The sequence below is a fragment of the Methylobacterium sp. Leaf111 genome (assembly GCF_001423285.1).
Lineage (GTDB): Bacteria > Pseudomonadota > Alphaproteobacteria > Rhizobiales > Beijerinckiaceae > Methylobacterium.
The window spans coordinates 487,740-503,853 of the sequence record NZ_LMNE01000001.1 but is presented as its reverse complement, the minus strand read 5'-3'; the positions used below and the strand labels follow the sequence as shown (position 1 = coordinate 503,853).

Annotated in this window: 16 protein-coding genes; 11 read left to right on the top strand and 5 right to left on the bottom strand. The window is 67.9% G+C overall.

Annotated elements, in window-relative coordinates; all coding sequences use genetic code 11:
- The first annotated feature begins 27 nt into the window (after positions 1–27).
- The 4 genes from ASF41_RS02170 (at position 28) to ASF41_RS02155 (ending at position 3,276) form a co-directional block, all read left to right on the top strand.
- Positions 28–723, top strand: coding sequence for an ABC transporter permease (locus tag ASF41_RS02170; protein ID WP_056490446.1), 696 nt, complete (start codon positions 28–30; stop codon positions 721–723).
- A gap of 4 nt (positions 724–727) precedes the next feature.
- A complete protein-coding gene (locus ASF41_RS02165; protein WP_056273084.1) occupies positions 728–1,444 on the top strand; it encodes a phosphate ABC transporter ATP-binding protein in 717 nt (238 codons plus the stop codon).
- On the top strand, positions 1,417–2,241 hold the full coding sequence (locus tag ASF41_RS02160) for an extracellular solute-binding protein (protein ID WP_056490443.1): 825 nt from the start codon (positions 1,417–1,419) through the stop codon (positions 2,239–2,241). Before ASF41_RS02165 ends, ASF41_RS02160 begins: the two co-directional genes overlap by 28 nt.
- A gap of 264 nt (positions 2,242–2,505) precedes the next feature.
- Positions 2,506–3,276 (top strand): hypothetical protein, encoded by a 771-nt coding sequence (locus ASF41_RS02155; RefSeq protein ID WP_056490440.1) that lies wholly within the window; start codon positions 2,506–2,508, stop codon positions 3,274–3,276.
- 691 nt (positions 3,277–3,967) lie between these two features.
- Here ASF41_RS02155 and ASF41_RS02145 read toward each other — a convergent pair.
- On the bottom strand, positions 3,968–4,213 hold the full coding sequence (locus ASF41_RS02145; RefSeq protein WP_244479522.1) for a hypothetical protein: 246 nt from the start codon (positions 4,211–4,213) through the stop codon (positions 3,968–3,970).
- A 14-nt stretch (positions 4,214–4,227) separates the two neighbouring features.
- The gene (locus tag ASF41_RS02140) at positions 4,228–4,722 is read right to left on the bottom strand and encodes a PRC-barrel domain-containing protein (RefSeq protein WP_244479521.1); all 495 of its coding nucleotides are present in this window, start codon (positions 4,720–4,722) and stop codon (positions 4,228–4,230) included.
- Positions 4,723–5,027: 305 nt separating this feature from the next.
- Here ASF41_RS02140 and ASF41_RS02135 point away from each other — a divergent pair, with 305 nt between their 5' ends.
- The 3 genes from ASF41_RS02135 (at position 5,028) to ASF41_RS02125 (ending at position 7,653) form a co-directional block, all read left to right on the top strand.
- Positions 5,028–6,416 carry a Wadjet anti-phage system protein JetA family protein gene (locus tag ASF41_RS02135; protein ID WP_056219250.1) on the top strand — a complete coding sequence of 463 codons (1,389 nt, stop codon included), beginning with the start codon at positions 5,028–5,030 and terminating at the stop codon, positions 6,414–6,416.
- Positions 6,417–6,620: 204 nt separating this feature from the next.
- Positions 6,621–6,890, top strand: coding sequence for a hypothetical protein (locus ASF41_RS02130; protein WP_056219253.1), 270 nt, complete (start codon positions 6,621–6,623; stop codon positions 6,888–6,890).
- Between the two features lie 127 nt (positions 6,891–7,017).
- Positions 7,018–7,653, top strand: coding sequence for a DUF4194 domain-containing protein (locus tag ASF41_RS02125; protein ID WP_056219257.1), 636 nt, complete (start codon positions 7,018–7,020; stop codon positions 7,651–7,653).
- 4 nt (positions 7,654–7,657) lie between these two features.
- Here ASF41_RS02125 and ASF41_RS26390 read toward each other — a convergent pair whose 3' ends face one another.
- A complete protein-coding gene (locus ASF41_RS26390) occupies positions 7,658–7,786 on the bottom strand; it encodes a hypothetical protein (RefSeq protein ID WP_274534743.1) in 129 nt (42 codons plus the stop codon).
- Positions 7,787–8,165: 379 nt separating this feature from the next.
- Here ASF41_RS26390 and ASF41_RS02120 point away from each other — a divergent pair, with 379 nt between their 5' ends.
- The gene (locus ASF41_RS02120; protein WP_056490435.1) at positions 8,166–11,621 is read left to right on the top strand and encodes an SbcC/MukB-like Walker B domain-containing protein; all 3,456 of its coding nucleotides are present in this window, start codon (positions 8,166–8,168) and stop codon (positions 11,619–11,621) included.
- Positions 11,622–11,635: 14 nt separating this feature from the next.
- Here the strand turns inward: ASF41_RS02120 and ASF41_RS02115 are convergent, their stop codons facing one another.
- The gene (locus ASF41_RS02115; RefSeq protein WP_056219264.1) at positions 11,636–12,109 is read right to left on the bottom strand and encodes a cupin domain-containing protein; all 474 of its coding nucleotides are present in this window, start codon (positions 12,107–12,109) and stop codon (positions 11,636–11,638) included.
- 870 nt (positions 12,110–12,979) lie between these two features.
- Between ASF41_RS02115 and ASF41_RS02105 the strand changes: the two genes are divergently transcribed.
- Complete coding sequence (locus tag ASF41_RS02105; RefSeq protein WP_244479520.1) at positions 12,980–13,768, top strand: Crp/Fnr family transcriptional regulator; 789 nt, start codon at positions 12,980–12,982, stop codon at positions 13,766–13,768.
- A gap of 84 nt (positions 13,769–13,852) precedes the next feature.
- On the opposite strand, the gene ASF41_RS02100 is transcribed toward ASF41_RS02105, so the two are convergent.
- Entirely contained in the window at positions 13,853–14,056 is a 204-nt protein-coding gene (locus tag ASF41_RS02100; RefSeq protein WP_056219272.1) for a ribosome modulation factor, read from the bottom strand.
- Positions 14,057–14,549: 493 nt separating this feature from the next.
- Between ASF41_RS02100 and ASF41_RS02095 the strand changes: the two genes are divergently transcribed.
- Together ASF41_RS02095 and ASF41_RS02090 are read left to right on the top strand one after the other, a co-directional pair.
- Positions 14,550–15,641 (top strand): sensor histidine kinase, encoded by a 1,092-nt coding sequence (locus ASF41_RS02095; RefSeq protein WP_056490428.1) that lies wholly within the window; start codon positions 14,550–14,552, stop codon positions 15,639–15,641.
- Positions 15,638–16,090, top strand: a complete 453-nt coding sequence (locus ASF41_RS02090; RefSeq protein ID WP_056490425.1) for a response regulator — start codon at positions 15,638–15,640, stop codon at positions 16,088–16,090. Before ASF41_RS02095 ends, ASF41_RS02090 begins: the two co-directional genes overlap by 4 nt.
- The last annotated feature ends 24 nt before the right edge of the window (positions 16,091–16,114 follow it).

Sequence of the window (16,114 nt, the reverse complement as noted above, 5' to 3'; positions counted from 1 at the left end):
CGCGAGGTTCCGTGCAGCCCGGTGACGATGCTTCAGACCCTTCAGGAGACGATCTCACGTCTGGCGACCCTCGACCGCGATGTCCTCGTGATCGCGTGGCTTTCCCTGCGTGTCAGCCTCACCGCCGTGGGCATCGGGCTCGGCATCGGGATCCCGGTGGGGGCCCTTCTGGCGGTCGCCATGTTTCCGGGGCGATCGGTACTGGTCGGGCTGCTGAACGCCTTCATGGGGCTCCCCCCGGTGATCGTCGGGTTGGTGCTCTACCTCGTGCTGTCGCGCTCCGGCCCGCTGGGGTCGCTCGGTCTCCTGTTTACCCCGGGCGCGATGGTGGCTGCCCAGGCCGTACTGGCGACGCCCCTTGTCGCGGCGCTCACTCGGCAGGTGGTCGCCGATGCCGAGGCGCATCTCGGTGAGCAACTGCGTTCGCTCGGACTGTCGGCCCCGCGCCGGGCGCTCGCGCTGATCCACGATACGCGCTTCTCCCTCGTGACGACTGCCCTGGCCGCCTTCGGGCGCGCGATCTCGGAGATCGGCGCCGTCCTCGTGGTCGGGGGCAACATCGATGGTCACACCCGCACGATGACCACGGCGATCTCTCTGGAGACCCAGAAGGGCGACCTCAGTCTGGCCCTCGCGCTCGGGCTGGTGCTGATCGGGCTCGTCATCCTGATCAACGCGTTGGCGGCGACCCTGCGCGCCCACGCCGCGCGCGCCTACGGCTGAGCCGATGCCCGCGATCGAACTCAGCGACCTCGCGCTCGCCCGGAACGGCACCACTATCCTGGATGGCCTGAGCGCCGGGATTTCCGCCGCCGGCATCACGGCGCTGATCGGGCCGAACGGCGCCGGCAAGAGCGCCACGCTGCGCGTCATCGACGGCCTGCTCGCACCCGATGCCGGGTCGGTGCGGATCGTCGGCGCCGGCCCTGTGCGGCGCGCCTTCGTCTTCCAGCGCCCGGCTCTCCTGCGGGCCAGCGCGCTCGCCAATGTCGCCCTCGCGCTGACGCCCCTCGGCCTGTCGCGGATCGAGCGGACGCGGCGCGCCCACGCTGCCCTGGCGCGCGTCGGCCTCGGCGACCGGGCTTCGGCGCCGGCGACCCGCCTCTCCGGCGGCGAGCAGCAGCGCCTCGCCCTCGCGCGGGCCTGGGCGGTCGAACCCGATCTCCTCCTCGCCGACGAGCCGACCGCCAATCTCGATCCGGGCGCCACCGAACTCGTCGAGGGCCTGATCGCCGAAATCGCCCGGCAGGGCACGAAGGTGGTGCTCGTCTCCCACAATCTCGGACAGGTCACGCGGCTCGCCGCCGACGTCGTCGTGCTCGCCCGAGGGCGGGCCGTCGAGCAGGGTCCGACCCGCACGCTTCTCACCTCGCCCCGGGCCCCCGAAACGCGGGCCTACATCACCGGAGAACTTCCTTGGACATCCTTCGCCGCGGCCTCCTGACCTTCGGCCTCCTGTTCGCGCTCGGTGCCGCATCCGGCGTCCGAGCCGAACCGGCCTCCATCGTCGTTGCCTCCACCACGTCCACCGAGCAATCGGGCCTGTTCAAGCACCTGCTGCCGCTCTTCGAGGCGAAGTCCGGCATCGCCGTGAAGGTCGTGGCCCTCGGCACCGGACAGGCCCTCGACGCGGCCCGCCGGGGCGATGCCGACGTGGTTCTGGTGCATGATCGCCCGGCCGAGGAGAAGTTCCTGGCCGAGGGCTTCGCCACGAAGCGCTGGGACGTGATGTACAACGACTTCGTCCTGATCGGACCGAAATCCGACCCGGCCGGTGTCCGTGGGGGCGACGCGGTCGCGGCTTTCGGCAAGCTCGCGGTGGCCAAGGCTCCCTTCGTCTCGCGCGGCGACCGGTCCGGCACCCACAGTGCGGAGTTGCGGACCTGGAAGGAAGCCGGCGTCGATCTCGCGGACATCAAGGGCGACTGGTACCGCGACATCGGCCAGGGCATGGGACCGGCCCTCAACACCGCTTCGGCCCTGAACGCTTACCTCCTGGCCGACCGCGGGACCTGGCTCGCGTTCAAGAATCGCGGCGATCTCACCATTCTCGTCGAGGGCGACAAGCGCCTGTTCAATCCCTATGGGGTGATGCTGGTGAACCCGGCCAAGCATCCGAACGTGAAGGCGAAGGAGGGCCAAGCCTTCATCGACTGGCTGATCTCACAAGAGGGGCAGGCGGTGATCGCGAGCTACAAGATCGAGGGCAAGGAGCTGTTCTTCCCCAACGCGAGCAAGTAGGGCCGAAGCTTTCGTACGGGGAAGCCGGATCATCGGGGAAAGAGTCGGGTCGAGCTGCCCTCCGGGCGGGGCAATCGTTCATGGATCTTTTCTTCGAGACGGGTGACGCCGGCTCCCGCAAGCCTGCCGGCTGCGGCGATGCGCGACGAGAATGCGTCGCGCAGGGTGCGCGCCCTGACACCGATCGGGATGCGATGCGGGCATGCGGACGGCGCCACGTCGAGTGCCTTGCCGCCATCTCGCTCCAGGGCCTATCGGTGAATCATGACCGAGTTCATCGAGCACACCGACGGCGAGGAGATCCTGGAAGACGGTCACGGGGTCCGGTTCATCCTGCCGGCATGGCGGTTCGACCTCCCTGTCACCCGAGGGGCGTGCAGGGACGAGTTGTCTGATGGCCGAAGGGTGCGAACCTTCAGCATCCAGAAGGGTGACCTTTCCGCGAATGAAGCGCGTCATTACGCGGGCCGGCTGCGGGACGCGCCGGCCCGGGCGATGGCGGTCTTCGACGCAAGTCGACGCGATGTTCATCCACCCGGAAAAACGATGCGGGCCAGTTTCACGATCAACGTTCTCCCGGGCCTGCTGATGACGCACGATTGGTGCATCGTCAGCCAATACAACGCACGCCCGAGCCCGGGCGAGCGCTGGCGAAATCCGCCCTTCTCGATCGGGGTCAGGCCGCAGGCCCCTCACGCTCGAGAGGAAGTCCTCTACGTCGATCTCGCCACCTTCCCCACGGCCGGATCTCAGGAACAAGGCCGTCACGTCGATCTGGGACCGGAGGCCGTCGTCCCGTTGCAGCGGGATCGCTCCTATGCAGTCGCCATCGACTTCGCGGATGGGGCCGGCGGCGAGGGCCTGCTGAAGGTGAGAGTCGATGACAAGCTAATCGTCGATTACGCCGGCCCGACGGGCTACGCCAACTTCGCCGGGTGCTTCTTCGCCTACGGCCTCTACCGCTCGCCGTGGTGCCCCGGGTGTGAGGGCCTGAGCGCGCGCTTCGTGGACGTCGTGGAAGGCGTCGCTGAGTAGTCGCTGGACCCGCCGCTCGTACGAACGACGAGTCCTCCGGGCCGCACCTCGTCACGCCTGCGGTCCGAACGGTGCCGCAGGACGGTTTCCCGGATCGATCTGCCGGGCAATCCTGCGATTACCCGGCGCTCTCATCTAATCAGTGCCGATCGCGACGGACGACGGCGGCGCCGTGATCGGCCCTGGCACGATCTCGGTTCACGGCACTCCGACCGACAGCCGCAGTGTGATTGTCTCTGCGCAGACCTGCCCCGTCCTGGTTGATGGCCGCCTGATCCCGCGCGATGGCGGCTCGGTCTCCGCGCCGTTCGTCTCGGCGCAAGACTGCGCCATCATGATATTCCCTGGCCCGGTCCGTCCCGACGGACCTGCGATCATCGGCGCTTGATTGCTCAGCGCGGTTCAGATCGCGGCGCTCCGCAGCCGCTCGCCCGTTGTCGCGGCGCTGAATCGCTGCGTCAGACTGCGCAAGGGCCGGCAGCACCGCTGAGGCTGAGAGAAAAAGTGATAAGGTGACGAGGGTGAATTTGGATTGGGTCATGTGGTGAACCTCGTCCGATTTCTGAGCCCCTCGGGCCCGGCTGAATGGGCAGAGCATCTGCGTCGTGAGCTGTCGGTTCGATGAACGCCGTTGCCCTCTCGTGGAAACGGCGTTCACGAATTGCCGATCGGATCGACGGGCGTTGTGCTCTCAGCGGATGTTTCCCGATTGCCGGCGCCGGGCGACGTACCAGACTGCCAGCGCGACGACCGCGATGACGAGGCTCAGCCAGATCCAGTTGAAATCCGTCGCCGCCGCGTTGGCGGCGGCGGAATTCGAGCCGGCGGGTCCCGTCTCCGGGATCGGTGGGGCCGGATTGGTCTGCTGGGCGAGCGCACTTCCGAGCGTTGCCGTCCACAGGAAGGCACTCGTGGTGAGAGTTCGGGTCATCGTCATCGTGGTCTCCACGGCTACTTGTCGGCCTGGCGGGCCGCTCCGTACTGGAAGGCCGGCGCCGCGTTGAGCTGTGCCTTGGTCATGCGGATCTCGGCCTCGACGGGCACACCGCCGGCCAGCACTGTGGCGCGATCGGCGGGCGCCTTCCGGTTTTCGTCGACCGTGCCGGTGGTCGCCGTGACCTGATCGGTGTGCTTGTTCTGGACGGCGCCCAGGACCTCGCGCGTCGTGTCGGCCCCCGGCATGGTCTCGGGCTGCACGCGGGCTGCGGCCTCGGTGCTGGGCTTCGTCTCGGGTGTGACCACCGAGGTCGGCCCACGCGTGAGGGGAACGTCCTTCATGTTCCACGCGAGCGAGTGGTAGGGAATTGCCACCAGCTTCTCGCCGATTCCGAGGAAGCCGCCGACGCCGATCACCACCGCCTCGACCTTCCCGGCGTCGCCGATGAGAACGTCCTCGATCGATCCGACCCGCACATGGTCCATGCCCACCACCGGAAGGCCGATCATCTTGGATCCCCGCATCGCCCCCGGCTGCGGCTGGGCAAACCCGGCGCCGGTTCCGTCCGAGGCCGGTTGTGCATGGACCGGCCCCCCGGACGCCAGCGGCAGAGCGAGAACGGACAGGGCGAGGAGCAAGGTGCTCCGGCGGCGGACAGACATCGCAAACTCCACGAAAACAACTGGCTTCGCAGAACGCGAACGACCGGTGGACAACGCGCGGTTCACGTCCTGAGTTCAGGGCGATCCGCGCGCAACCCCTCCGGCGATTTGACTCTCCGCGCCGGGCAGGGCTGATCTCTGCCGGCTTCGCCATGCTATTCACACACCTCTCCGACGACCTGTTCAAGCCGCTCGCCTCGCCGAGCCGGGCCTTCAATGCGGCGCTCCTGCTGCACCTGCACGGTCGGGTCTTCGGGGACACCGCCGAACCCCTGCGCAAGAGCGAACTTCTGACGGCGATCGGTGACTTCGCCGCCGAATTCGTGGACCGGGAGATCGACGACGACGCCTCCGGCACGGTGGAACCGAGCGAGCGCCGCTCGGTCGTCTATCGTCGCCTTCTCGATGCCGGCTGGCTGGTGGAGCGGCGGGAGCGCTATGTTCCGGTGGTCGAGTTCGACCCCGAGGCCCGGATGGTCATCGAGGAACTGGCGCGGCTCGACAGGGGCGAGCGGCGCTCCTACGGCGGTGCCGTCCTCGACGTGCTGGGCAGCCTGGAAAGCGCGATCGCCAACCCCGCCGAGAGGTCCGAGGCCCTGGTCAACGCGGCCAAGTCGGCCCGTACCTTCCTCAGTCATCTGCGCAGCCTTGCTGGATCGATGCGCAAGAGCGAGGAGCGCATCCTGCGCGAGGCGGATCAGGGCGTCGCCCTGCGCCTCTACTTCGAGGAGTTCGTCGCGCGGCACCTCGTCAGCGACTACCGGACGCTGCACACCCGCTTCAATCCTTTCCGCTTCCGGTCGGGAATCGTGCGCGAGGCCGGCCGTGCCCTGCGCGATCCCCTCACCCTGCGCGCCCTGACCGATGCGGGTCTCCGGGAGGGGCGGGCGCCCGACCGGGAGACGGCCGAGCGCGCCGTCCGCGGCGATCTGGCCGAGATCCTGGCGATCTTCGAGGGTCTCGATCGCCACCTCGACGTGGTCGCCGACATCGTCGCCCGGCTCGAGCGCCGGATCGCCGCCACGCTGCGCTACCTGGACCATCGGGATTCCGACCGGATCGAGCGCACGGCCGCGGCCCTGCGCGCGGTGGCTGGTGGCGATGACGACCTCGCCGGCCTGCCCGATCCCCAGGTCTCGCTGTTCCGTCCCCCGATCGGCGAGCCGCATTGTTACGCACCGCGCCTGCGCCGGGCGGCGATCGAATCCGAGCCGTTGCCCGAGATCGAGATCGATCCCGTCATCGAAGCCTTCATCGCCGCCAAGGACGCGTTCCGGGAGCGCGTCGCGGTCACGCCCGAGCGGATCGTGGCCTTTATCGAGGCACGGCTCGGGCCGGAGCGCACCATCCGGGGCTCCCAGATCCGGATCGCCGACGTCGACGATTTCGTCGTGTTCCAGCGCCTGCGGGAGATCGACGTCCTGTTCGACGGGAGCCTGCGCGGCCGCTATCGGCTTTCGCGGATGGAGGGTCGGGTGTCGAATGGCTGGCTCGATTGCCCGGACTTCCTGCTGGAGCGGGCGCCGACGCTGCGCCGCTAGATCCGGGGCCGTCCGAGTCCGGTCGCGGCTATGCTGCCTTCACGGCCGAATTCTCTGCGCGACGGCGTTCGTCGCGAACGGTTGAATTGATGATCCCGGTTTAATCCCGGGCCTTGGCAAACTACTGTGACGGGTTCATGCTCCGCTGGACTTTATTCGCGCGATGCGACACGAAATTCGAGAAGACTGCGGGAGCGTTCGTCCATGACCAGCGCCAAATGCCTGATCAAGTCCGCCTGGATTGCCGCGGAAGTCGGCCGGGAGCGCTGTGAGCGGGTCCTGGTGGTCGAGACCTACATTGCGGTCAGCCCGCTGGAACCGAACTACGATCCGGCCCGCTACGAGGCGATCGTTTCCGAGGTCCAGCGCGTTCTCGCGGCGAATCCCTCGCTCGACCGCGCTTCGATCCTCAGCATGCACCGCGACACGGCCTGCCTCTCGCTCTTCCGTGCGACGCCGGCCGTCGCGGCCTGAGCGACATCGCGGAACTGGCGTCGCACTCTCGCGGACCCGCTCGCGGCCACGACCGTTGGCGCGCGTCGCCGCGAGGCGCTAGAGACACCGGCCGGCGCGGGCAGATCCCGCGACCGCGAGGCCAGCCATGCTCGAATCGTTTCGCGCCATCGTCGACGGTGAGGACTTGCCGCCGCCCGGAGCCCGCGCGCCTTCGGAAGAGGAGTTGACCCGGGCGCTTCAGGTCCTCCTGAAGAGCCAATGCGTCTATGCCGGAACACCGGGCATCGGGCGCTCCTATGAGCTCGCACGGCACTACGCGCCCTTCTTCCAAGCCTACTTCGCGTGCCTCGGCTACCAGTTCGACGTGATGCATCGCGATCAGATGGTGTGCCTGCGGGTTCCGCCCGAGGGCGTCCGTCACGATGCCCAGGCCGAGCGCCTGCGCAAGGACGAGACTCTGGTCTTGCTCGCCCTGCGTCTCGCCTACGAGGAAGGCCTGCGTGCCCACCGGGTGACCACCGAGGGTGTCGTGGAATGCACGACCGACGACATCGTCGAATCGATCCGCACCGCTACGCGTAGCGATCCGCCGGAAGAGGCTCGACTCACCGAGATCCTCCGTCTGTTCGCGCGCAAGGGGGCCCTGCGCCTCGGCGAACGCGACAAGGTCGAGAAGATCACACCCTTGATGGTGATGCCCGGGATCGCGGTGTTGTCGCCGGACGCCTGGATGGATCAGGTCCGAGCCTGGGGGGCTGCGCGCGGCGACGAGGAGGCGTGAGGTCTCAGGCGTCGATCCGCACGCGCTTGCCGAGGAAATCGAGGAGGCTGCGCATCCGCGGTGAGAGTCGATCGCCCACCGCGTCGAGGGCGTTCTTGTCCTCGCAATCCCCTGGCTTCCAGCCTTCGAGCATCGGTTCCGGTCGCCCGGCGGCGCGACCATCGCGGGATGCGCCCGGAACAGGCGCGATCAAGCGGTAACGACGATCCGCTCGGAGGACCCAACGGCGCCGGCCGATGTCATGGACGCCGGGTTCTTCCGGGTCCACCGCCCTCTCTCGCTGAGTCAGCGCAACATCGCCTTGGAGGAGATTGCCGCATTAATCGCCTCCCTCGCCAGTCCCAACTCCGCGGTCACCCACGACGCGACGCGGCGCGGGGAGCGTGGGATCGTCCCGACTCTCGCCCAGCGGTGCCGCGTCCCCAGGCCGGCGGCCCCGCCGGCTTGCATCCCGGGCGCTCAGCGTTCATGCGAGGGGTGTCTTCTCGAACTCGGGATCGTCAGCGCCGGCCGTGTACCGCCTTACCGATATTGTCCTCTCGAACTGGTACCTGATCCGCCGCGAGCAGATTCGGATCCGGGGCGCGGCTGCGCTGGTGGGACCTACGGGGGCCGGCAAGTCGACCATCTTCGATGCGGTCGGCACGGTGCTGGCGGGCAACAATGCCAGCCGCCTCGCCCTCAACGCTTCGGCCTCGGGACGCAGCGCCCGGACCGTGCGGGATTACTGCCTCGGCTGGATCAGCGATCCGGCCGAGGGCGGACGCCCTACCCGTGAAGCCTGCGAGACACTGATCGTCCTGGTCTTCGAGAACGAGACCACGGGGCGCGTCGTCTCCGCCGGGCTCGCCCTGGCGGCCCGGGCAGAAGACAGCCGCGAGACGACCCTGTCCCGCTTCGTCCATGTCGGCCACCGCTTCGAGGTCGCCGACTACGTCCGTGAGGCGCCGGGCGGAAGCTTCGTCGCGCCCTGGGCCGAGATCGCCAAGGACCTGCGCACCCGCGGGACTACCTTCGACGAGTACCGAGCGTCCGGCGAGCGCTTCACCGCCGAACTCCTCGGAAACCTTCGCGAGGGCGCGGCGGTGCCGGAGCCGCGCCACTTCCTGCGCACCTTCTCCAACGCCGTGGCGTTCAAGCCGATCTTCGATTCGTCCGCCTTCGTCCGGTCCTTCGTGCTCGAACCCGAACCCCTGGACGTTGCCCGCATCCGGCAATCGGTGGAGACCTGGCGGCGCCTCCTCGAGACCATCGAGGAGTTGGAACGGCGCCTCGCCCACCTCGCCCGGATCGTCGGGCGCTATGAGACCTGGGCCGAGGCGAGCCTCGCCTCGGTTCTCGGAGACCTGCGCGCCGCTGATGCGGACCTGCGTCGGCGCATCATCGACACTGTGACCGCCCGCCAGACCCTCAAGGACGTCGCCGAGCGCCTGCGCATCGCGCGCGAGAGCGTCGCCACCAGCCAGGGCTTCGTGCGTGAAATCGACGGCGAGATCGCGGGTAAGAAGGCGCTGCTCGCCGGAACCGCCGCCGAGGGGCGCCTCGCCGCCTCGAACGCCGGCCTCGCCATGCTGGCCCGCGACCGACGCGACCTGGCCGCCCGGGTCGCCGAACTGGTCGGAATCGTCCTCGATACCGGCAAGCTCGCGGTGATCCTCGGCGAAATCCGCAAGGTTTCGCCGGAGGCCGCCCGCCTGGTGGAGGCCTGCGCCCGATCGGGTCTGCGACGCGAGGCCAATCCGGAAGAAACCCTGCGGTCGGACGGTCCGCTCGCCGCGCTGATCGCCGGACTGGCTGGAATGCCCCCGATCGCCGCGCCCCTCGAGCGGGCGGCGGAGGACGCGGCCCTGCGGGCCCGCGCCCTCGAGAACGAGGCGCAGTCCCGCGCGCCGGCACCGAGCGCGGGGCGGGGGGCGGCGCCGCGTCTGTCCTCGGACGTGGCGGCGTTCCGCGAAGAGCTGTCCCGCCTCGGCATCGTGGCGACACCGATCTGCGAGCTGGCCGAGATCATCGATCCAAAATGGGGGCAGGCCCTCGAGGGCCTCCTTGGCGGCGCCCGCGAGGCGCTGGTCGTGCAACCGGACCGCCTCAACGAAGCGTTCGCGCATCTCGAAGCGCGCAAGAGCCAGTTCTACCGCTGTCTCCTCGTAAAGACGAGCGATACGGCCCGGCGGCGCGGCGGGCGCGACGACGAGGGTCCGCTCGCCCTGATCGAGACGGCCGATCCCCACGCGCAGGCCTTCCTCGGGGCGCGCCTCGGCGGCTACGATCTCGCCCCGAACGACGCGGCCCTCGCGCATATGAGCCGGGCCGTGGCCCCGAGCGGGCGCTCGACCTCGGGCATGGCTTATTCGGTGGTGCGCCCGGTCCAGCTCATGATGACCCGGGGCCACCGGGGTCCGACCGCAGAGAGCCGCCAGGATTGGGAGCAAGCGGTCTCCGAGGCGCGCCGAGCCCGGGCAGAGGCCGATGTCCTGCGGGAAGCGGCCCGGATCGGGGCCGCCCTCGCGCGCCGCCTGTCCGAAACGAACCTGGATCTCGCTGAATTGCGCGCCGAGGCGGACGCGATCGAGGGCCGACGCCGCAGCCTGACCACGGAGCGGGAGAGCGTCGAGCGGGCCGAGACCGGCGTCCTGGAGGCCGAGCTCGCGGAGCTCGCCAAGGAGCGTTCGGCCTATCTCACCGAGCTCGTCCAGGTGCTGGAGCCGAAGCGAGACCTGCTGCTGGGCGAGGAGGCCGGCCTGAAGGCCAAGGTTGCGGCGAGCCGCGAGGCCGCCCGTGCTGCGCTCCAGGCGCGCCGGACCGCGTATCAGCGCTGGGCAGGCGGCGACAGCATGCGCATCCGGCTCGTGCGTCCGGACGCCTTCGACCCGAAGGCGCTCGCGACGCTGCGTGCCGAGCGTGCGGATCTCGACGCCAAGGCGCTGGCGAGCCATGCCAATACCGGGCGTGCGCGAGCCCGTGAAGCGGCGGAGACGGCGCGAACGCAGGGCAGGGCGGCCGAGCGCGACCTCGCCGAGTACTGCGTGCAGTGGCGGGTGGAAAATCCGCTGGGGGCGGGCGACGTGCCGGCCTCCTTCGGCTACGGCTGGGCGAAGCGGGCCCATGACGAGGTGGCGAGCCACGAACTGCGGCGCTACCGGGACCAGGCGCGGCGGGCGGAGAGCGAGATGCGCCGCCTGATGATCGAAGACCTGTTGACCCGGCTCGCGGACAAGTTCGAGCGCGTACGCGCCCGGCTCGAGGCCCTTAACGAGCGCCTGTCGAGCCAGACCTTCACGGGGCAGACCTATGCCTTCGAGGCCGAGGTGGATCGGCGCTACGCCGCCGTCCATGCCCTGGCGACAGAGGTCGCCCGCTCGCCGGATGCGGCCCAGGCGATCCTGCCGGACGAGGGCGGCGCGATTCCCGATGGTCCGCTCGCGGCGGCGATCGACGAGATCACCGCCCTGATCGCCGGTGAGGAGAGCGCCGCGCGCCTCGCGGACTACCGGAACTACTTCGTCTACGAGATCGGTATGCGGGATCGGGCGGGAAACCGCACCACGATGTCGAACCGCGCGCTGCGAGGTTCGGGCGGCGAAGCGCAGGCGCCCTTCTACGTCGCCATCGCGGCGTCGCTCGCCTCGGCGTATTATCCGGGCGACCGACCCGGCGACGAGAACCCCGGCCTCGGCCTCTGCCTTCTCGACGAGGCGTTCTCCAAGCTCGACGTGCGCAACAGTCAGGCCCTGGTCGATCTCTATCAGGCGTGGGGGCTGCAACTGCTGATCGCGGCCCCGGAAGACAAGCGGACGACCTTGACCGAGGTGATGGACACCATCGTTACCGTCTACAAGAGCCCGGATCTCTCCTCCGTGCGAATCGAGGCCGAACACCCCCTGGAAGCTGCCAAGCGCGCCCTGGCGGCGATCAATCCCGAGCGCCAGGGCATCGAAGGCTTCCGGATCACCGACGCCGCCGAGTAGGGCGCGAGGCCGCCCTACCAGACCGGCTCGGGACCGTACCAGGTGAAGTGCTTCTTGACCGGTTCGATCACGTCCCAGGTGCCGGAGAAGCCCGCCGGCGTGACGAAGGCATCGCCGGCCCGGTAGGTCTTCGCGACGCCCTCCGCGTCCGTCACCGTCACCACGCCCGCGATCAGTTGGATGAACTCCGCCCGGCCGAAGTCGATGCGGAACTTGCCGGGCTGGCAGGTCCAGATGCCGGCGGCGAACAGGCCGTCGGGGCTTCTGTAGACGTAGGTCGCCGTCTGCTCCGGCTTGCCCGACAGGATGTGTGAGCGCTCAGGCCAATACGCGGATTCCCGCGGCTGAAGCGCCGGGAAGTCGTAGGTCCGCTCGACCGGTCCCTCCAGCACCGGGGGAGGTGCGGCGGGCCGCCGCCACGACGGCAGCGTGCCGACGAGGGCCATCACAGGACCCGCGAAGGTGTGAAGCAGGCGTGCAATTTCCATTCGAGATCCTCCGACCCTCTCCGACCGAAAGTCATGGGTCCGCATGCGAACCGCAATGCAATCATCGACTTTCGGCGATTGATTTGAACAGAAGACTGAATAGATCCTTAAGTACAGGATGCATAAACCAACATGTCGTTTTTCGTCGATACTGGCGGATGATTTGCCGGTGAGCGCCATGGCGCGGAGCGATGGCGGTCGCTGAATTTCCGGCCCACGGAACAGCCACGGTTGTGAATCTATCCTAAGTTGCATATCCGATGGCTGATCCATCACGTCAGTGCGACACCTTCACGTGTAATAGATTTTGGACAGATCTCTGCGTCTAACAAATGATTGTTTCGTATCGCACACACAGTTGACGCATGGAATCTTGCGGATCGAAATCGGCAACTGCACTTGCATCGATACTGCACTTGCATCGATAATGGATAAGGGGCTTACTTGTGTTCCGGGTCTGATGGGATCTGGCTCCGTCTCGAAAACAGGGTCGAGTGATGGAAGAAGCCGGAACATCACGGGGGCCGGTCGCCGAAAGCGACACGATTCTCCCCCTCGACTTGTACGAAATCCTCCGGAAGGCCGATTCTCGCGTTGCCGGCCCGCTGACGACGGCGGCGGCGACCGGGGCGCTTCGGAGGCGCCAACGCGTCGATCCGCCCGTCATCGAGCCACGGCGCCAGGATGGCGACCGCTCAAGGCCCTTTCGGTGTTTCCGCAGGCACAGTGTGACCTTCGTTCTGCCAACGACCTGCCATCGCGAGGATCCGATCACGCGGGGTTTCGGCGACGCGGCTTGGCTCGCGAAGCCCACGATCCCCTGGGACGTCGTGAGTGCCCACGACGAATTTGCGATCGGGAGTGTGTGACATGGGACAGGCCCTCAGCAGTCAAACGTCCGGCGATCGCGTCCTCGTCCCCATGATGGAGTCGCCCGCGTCTGCGCTGATACAGAAGCTCGAAGCGTTCCAGGACTTGTCGACGGAGGATCGGAATGCACTGTCACGTCTGGCGACGACCGCGCGGGACTACCCCGCTCATACCGACATCCTGCGCGAGGGAGAGCCCGCCGACGGCGTTCTGATCGTGGTGAAGGGGTTCGCCTGTCGCAACCAGTTCCGTCAGAACGGTGCACGGCAGATCACCGCCTTCCTGGTCCCCGGTGACCATTGCAATTTGGAAGCCGGCCTCATCAATCGGATGGATCACGCCGTGAGCACGCTCTCACCCTGCCGTGTGGCGCGCGTGAACGCGGATGCCCTGCAGGCGATCCTGCGGCAACACCCGGCCATCCGGCAGGCCCTCCGGATGAGCATCCTCGTCAACGAGGCCACGCTCCGCGAGTGGATCGTCAACATCGGATGCCGGACGGCCGTCGAGCGCATCGCGCATCTGTTCTGCGAACTGTACCTGCGCCTCAACGCGGTGGGGCTGACCCGGGGGATGACCTACGAACTACCGTTCACGCAGAGCGACATCGCCGTCACCGTCGGGTTGTCGAACGTGCACGTCAACCGTTCCCTGCAGGCCCTTCGCCGCCAGCGGCTCATCGCCTTGTCCGGCAAGCGGCTGACCATCCTAGACTGGGCCACCCTCAGCGAATTGGCCGAATTCAACCCGAGTTACCTGCAACTCGGTCGCCGGAGTCTGGATGGATGACTCGAACCGAGGCGTCGGTCTGCCTCGGTTCGAGGCTCGGGTGCCGAGCCGCCGGTTCTTAGCGCACCGGGTGATAGGCCCGGCTCAGGCTTTGACGGACGATTGAGGATCGATCGTACCGGTTTCGCTTTCCGGACGATCGTCGGAGGCCTCGTCGAACGCCTGCATCCAGGCGGCTCGGTCCTCGCTTCCCTCGGCATAGGGGCAACTTTCGCGCTGCCTGCCGTAGAGGCGGGCATTGCGGCCCTTGATGAAGGGGCTGTCGCTGGCGGTCGCACCGTCGCTCATTTTTCGTATCCTGATGGTTGAGCCGCACGCCGGGGGGGACGTCCCATGGCGTTCGTCGTTCGCACGGCTCTGTTGCGCGTCAACCCGGAGCCGGTCGCTCCGGTTCATTCGCGTCCGATCACGAGCGCGCTCTCACCCGTGGCGCTAATGACTCGCGGCATGCGCCACCGCGCGTCGGAGGTTCCGGAATAGATCCTCGACCGCGTAGGGGTTGCGAAGCAGCTCGAAGCCGTGTCCATCGCGGGTTCTGCCGCGTCACGCCTCCCTATCCCACGCCCGTCGGCGCGTCGCTCACGCGCTGTCGAGCATGACGGCGAAGGCGTCGGAACCATTGCGCGGACCATGGATTGCGATAGGCGCTGACGTTAGACCTGTGCCTGCAGTGTGTCGGCCCTGGCCGATGGATGACCCTGCACCGCCTTTTCGTTGTTCACTGGCCAGCGGCATCGCTGTCCGTTCCGGGAAACGATCGTTCGTGCCGAGTTTTGGACCGATGCAGACGTTCGATACGACCACGACCACCCTGACGACCCTGCGGCGCGGTTCGCAGCTGTACGAAACGGAGCGGCGACTCAACGCGGTCCTGAACAATGCCTCGGTGGCCATCTTCCTGATGGATGACCGCCAGCACTGCGTCTACATGAACCGTGCCGCCGAACTGCTCACCGGTTTCAGCTTGACCGAGGTGCTCGCGCGCGATTGCCCGCTGCACGACATCGTCCATCACACCTACCCGGATGGCCGCCCGTTCCCGCTCGCGGAATGCGCCATCGACCGCGCCTTTCCGGAGAACAACCAGGAGCGCGGCGAGGAGGTGTTCGTTCATAAGGACGGACATTTCTACCCGGTCGGATTCACCGCCAGTCCCATCCGCGACGACGAAACCCGCATCATCGGCACGATCATCGAGGTGCGTGACATCACCGAGGAGAAGGCGGCCGCCGAGCGTCAGCGCCTGCTCACCAACGAGCTCAACCACCGGGTCAAGAATACGCTGGCGACCGTTCAGTCGATCGCCGCCCAGACCTTCAGGGGCAATACCGACGTCGCCGTGCGCCAGACCTTCGATGCGCGGATGGTCGCTCTGTCGAACACGCACAACGTGCTCACGGCCGAGAACTGGGAGAGCGCGAGCCTGCGCAGCGTCGTCGAGGGCGCCCTGGCACCGCATGCTCTGGCCGAGGTCGATACGGCGCGCTTCGACCTCGTCGGCCCGGACACCCGTTTGCATCCGAAGGTCGCCGTAACCCTCGCGATGGCGCTGCACGAGCTCATGACGAACGCGGCCAAGTACGGCGCGCTGTCCGTCCCGGAAGGCCGGGTCGGCGTATCCTGGACCCTGGAGCCGGGGGAGTCGGGCGAGCGCCTCGAACTCGTCTGGACCGAGACGGGCGGGCCGCCGGTCGCGGAGCCCACGCGGAAGGGATTTGGCAGCCGGCTCATCGAGCGCCAACTGCCGATGGAATTCGACGGCAGCGCGGACCTGACCTTCGCGCCGACAGGCGTGACCTGCCGTCTCCGGATCCCGCTGACCGCCCTCGGGTGGCATGGGCAGGAACGGGTGACCGGACGGACCGCCCGATGAGCGGCCTTCAGGGACGGCGCGTTCTACTGGTGGAAGACGAGAGCCTTGTTGCCATGCTCGGCGAGGACATGCTCCTCGATCTGGGTTGTGAGGTCGAGGTCGCCATGCGCCTCGACAAGGCGATCGACTTGGCCCGCGGGGCGGACCTCGACATGGCGATCCTCGACGTGAATCTCGGGGAAACCTGCAGCTATCCCGTGGCCGACGCCCTGTTCGAACGGGGCATCCCCTTCATCTTCGCGACGGGCTACGGTCTCTCCGGCATCGAGCCCGCCTACCAGGCCATCCCGGTGATGCAGAAGCCCTATCAGGTGGCTCAGATGGAGCGGCTGCTCCGGCATCTGCTCACCTGCGAAACCCCGTCCTCCGCAGGGACCGCGCAGCCGCTGCCGTGCGGGTGCTCGTTCTGGGCGAAGATCGTCGGCCCGCTCCAGATCCGGGCTGACTGAGCACCGTCGCTGCGGCCTTCGGTC

Excerpts from the sequence above, each read along its gene's own strand:
- ASF41_RS02170 (WP_056490446.1), top strand. The coding sequence starts at position 28 with ATGCTTCAGACCCTTCAGGAGACGATCTCACGTCTGGCGACCCTCGAC.
- ASF41_RS02165 (WP_056273084.1), top strand. The coding sequence starts at position 728 with ATGCCCGCGATCGAACTCAGCGACCTCGCGCTCGCCCGGAACGGCACC.
- ASF41_RS02155 (WP_056490440.1), top strand. The coding sequence starts at position 2,506 with ATGACCGAGTTCATCGAGCACACCGACGGCGAGGAGATCCTGGAAGAC.
- ASF41_RS02145 (WP_244479522.1), bottom strand. The coding sequence starts at position 4,213 with ATGACGATGACCCGAACTCTCACCACGAGTGCCTTCCTGTGGACGGCA.
- ASF41_RS02140 (WP_244479521.1), bottom strand. The coding sequence starts at position 4,722 with ATGATCGGCCTTCCGGTGGTGGGCATGGACCATGTGCGGGTCGGATCG.
- ASF41_RS02135 (WP_056219250.1), top strand. The coding sequence starts at position 5,028 with ATGCTATTCACACACCTCTCCGACGACCTGTTCAAGCCGCTCGCCTCG.
- ASF41_RS02130 (WP_056219253.1), top strand. The coding sequence starts at position 6,621 with ATGACCAGCGCCAAATGCCTGATCAAGTCCGCCTGGATTGCCGCGGAA.
- ASF41_RS02125 (WP_056219257.1), top strand. The coding sequence starts at position 7,018 with ATGCTCGAATCGTTTCGCGCCATCGTCGACGGTGAGGACTTGCCGCCG.
- ASF41_RS26390 (WP_274534743.1), bottom strand. The coding sequence starts at position 7,786 with ATGCTCGAAGGCTGGAAGCCAGGGGATTGCGAGGACAAGAACGCCCTC.
- ASF41_RS02115 (WP_056219264.1), bottom strand. The coding sequence starts at position 12,109 with ATGGAAATTGCACGCCTGCTTCACACCTTCGCGGGTCCTGTGATGGCC.
- ASF41_RS02105 (WP_244479520.1), top strand. The coding sequence starts at position 12,980 with ATGGGACAGGCCCTCAGCAGTCAAACGTCCGGCGATCGCGTCCTCGTC.
- ASF41_RS02100 (WP_056219272.1), bottom strand. The coding sequence starts at position 14,056 with ATGAGCGACGGTGCGACCGCCAGCGACAGCCCCTTCATCAAGGGCCGC.
- ASF41_RS02095 (WP_056490428.1), top strand. The coding sequence starts at position 14,550 with ATGCAGACGTTCGATACGACCACGACCACCCTGACGACCCTGCGGCGC.
- ASF41_RS02090 (WP_056490425.1), top strand. The coding sequence starts at position 15,638 with ATGAGCGGCCTTCAGGGACGGCGCGTTCTACTGGTGGAAGACGAGAGC.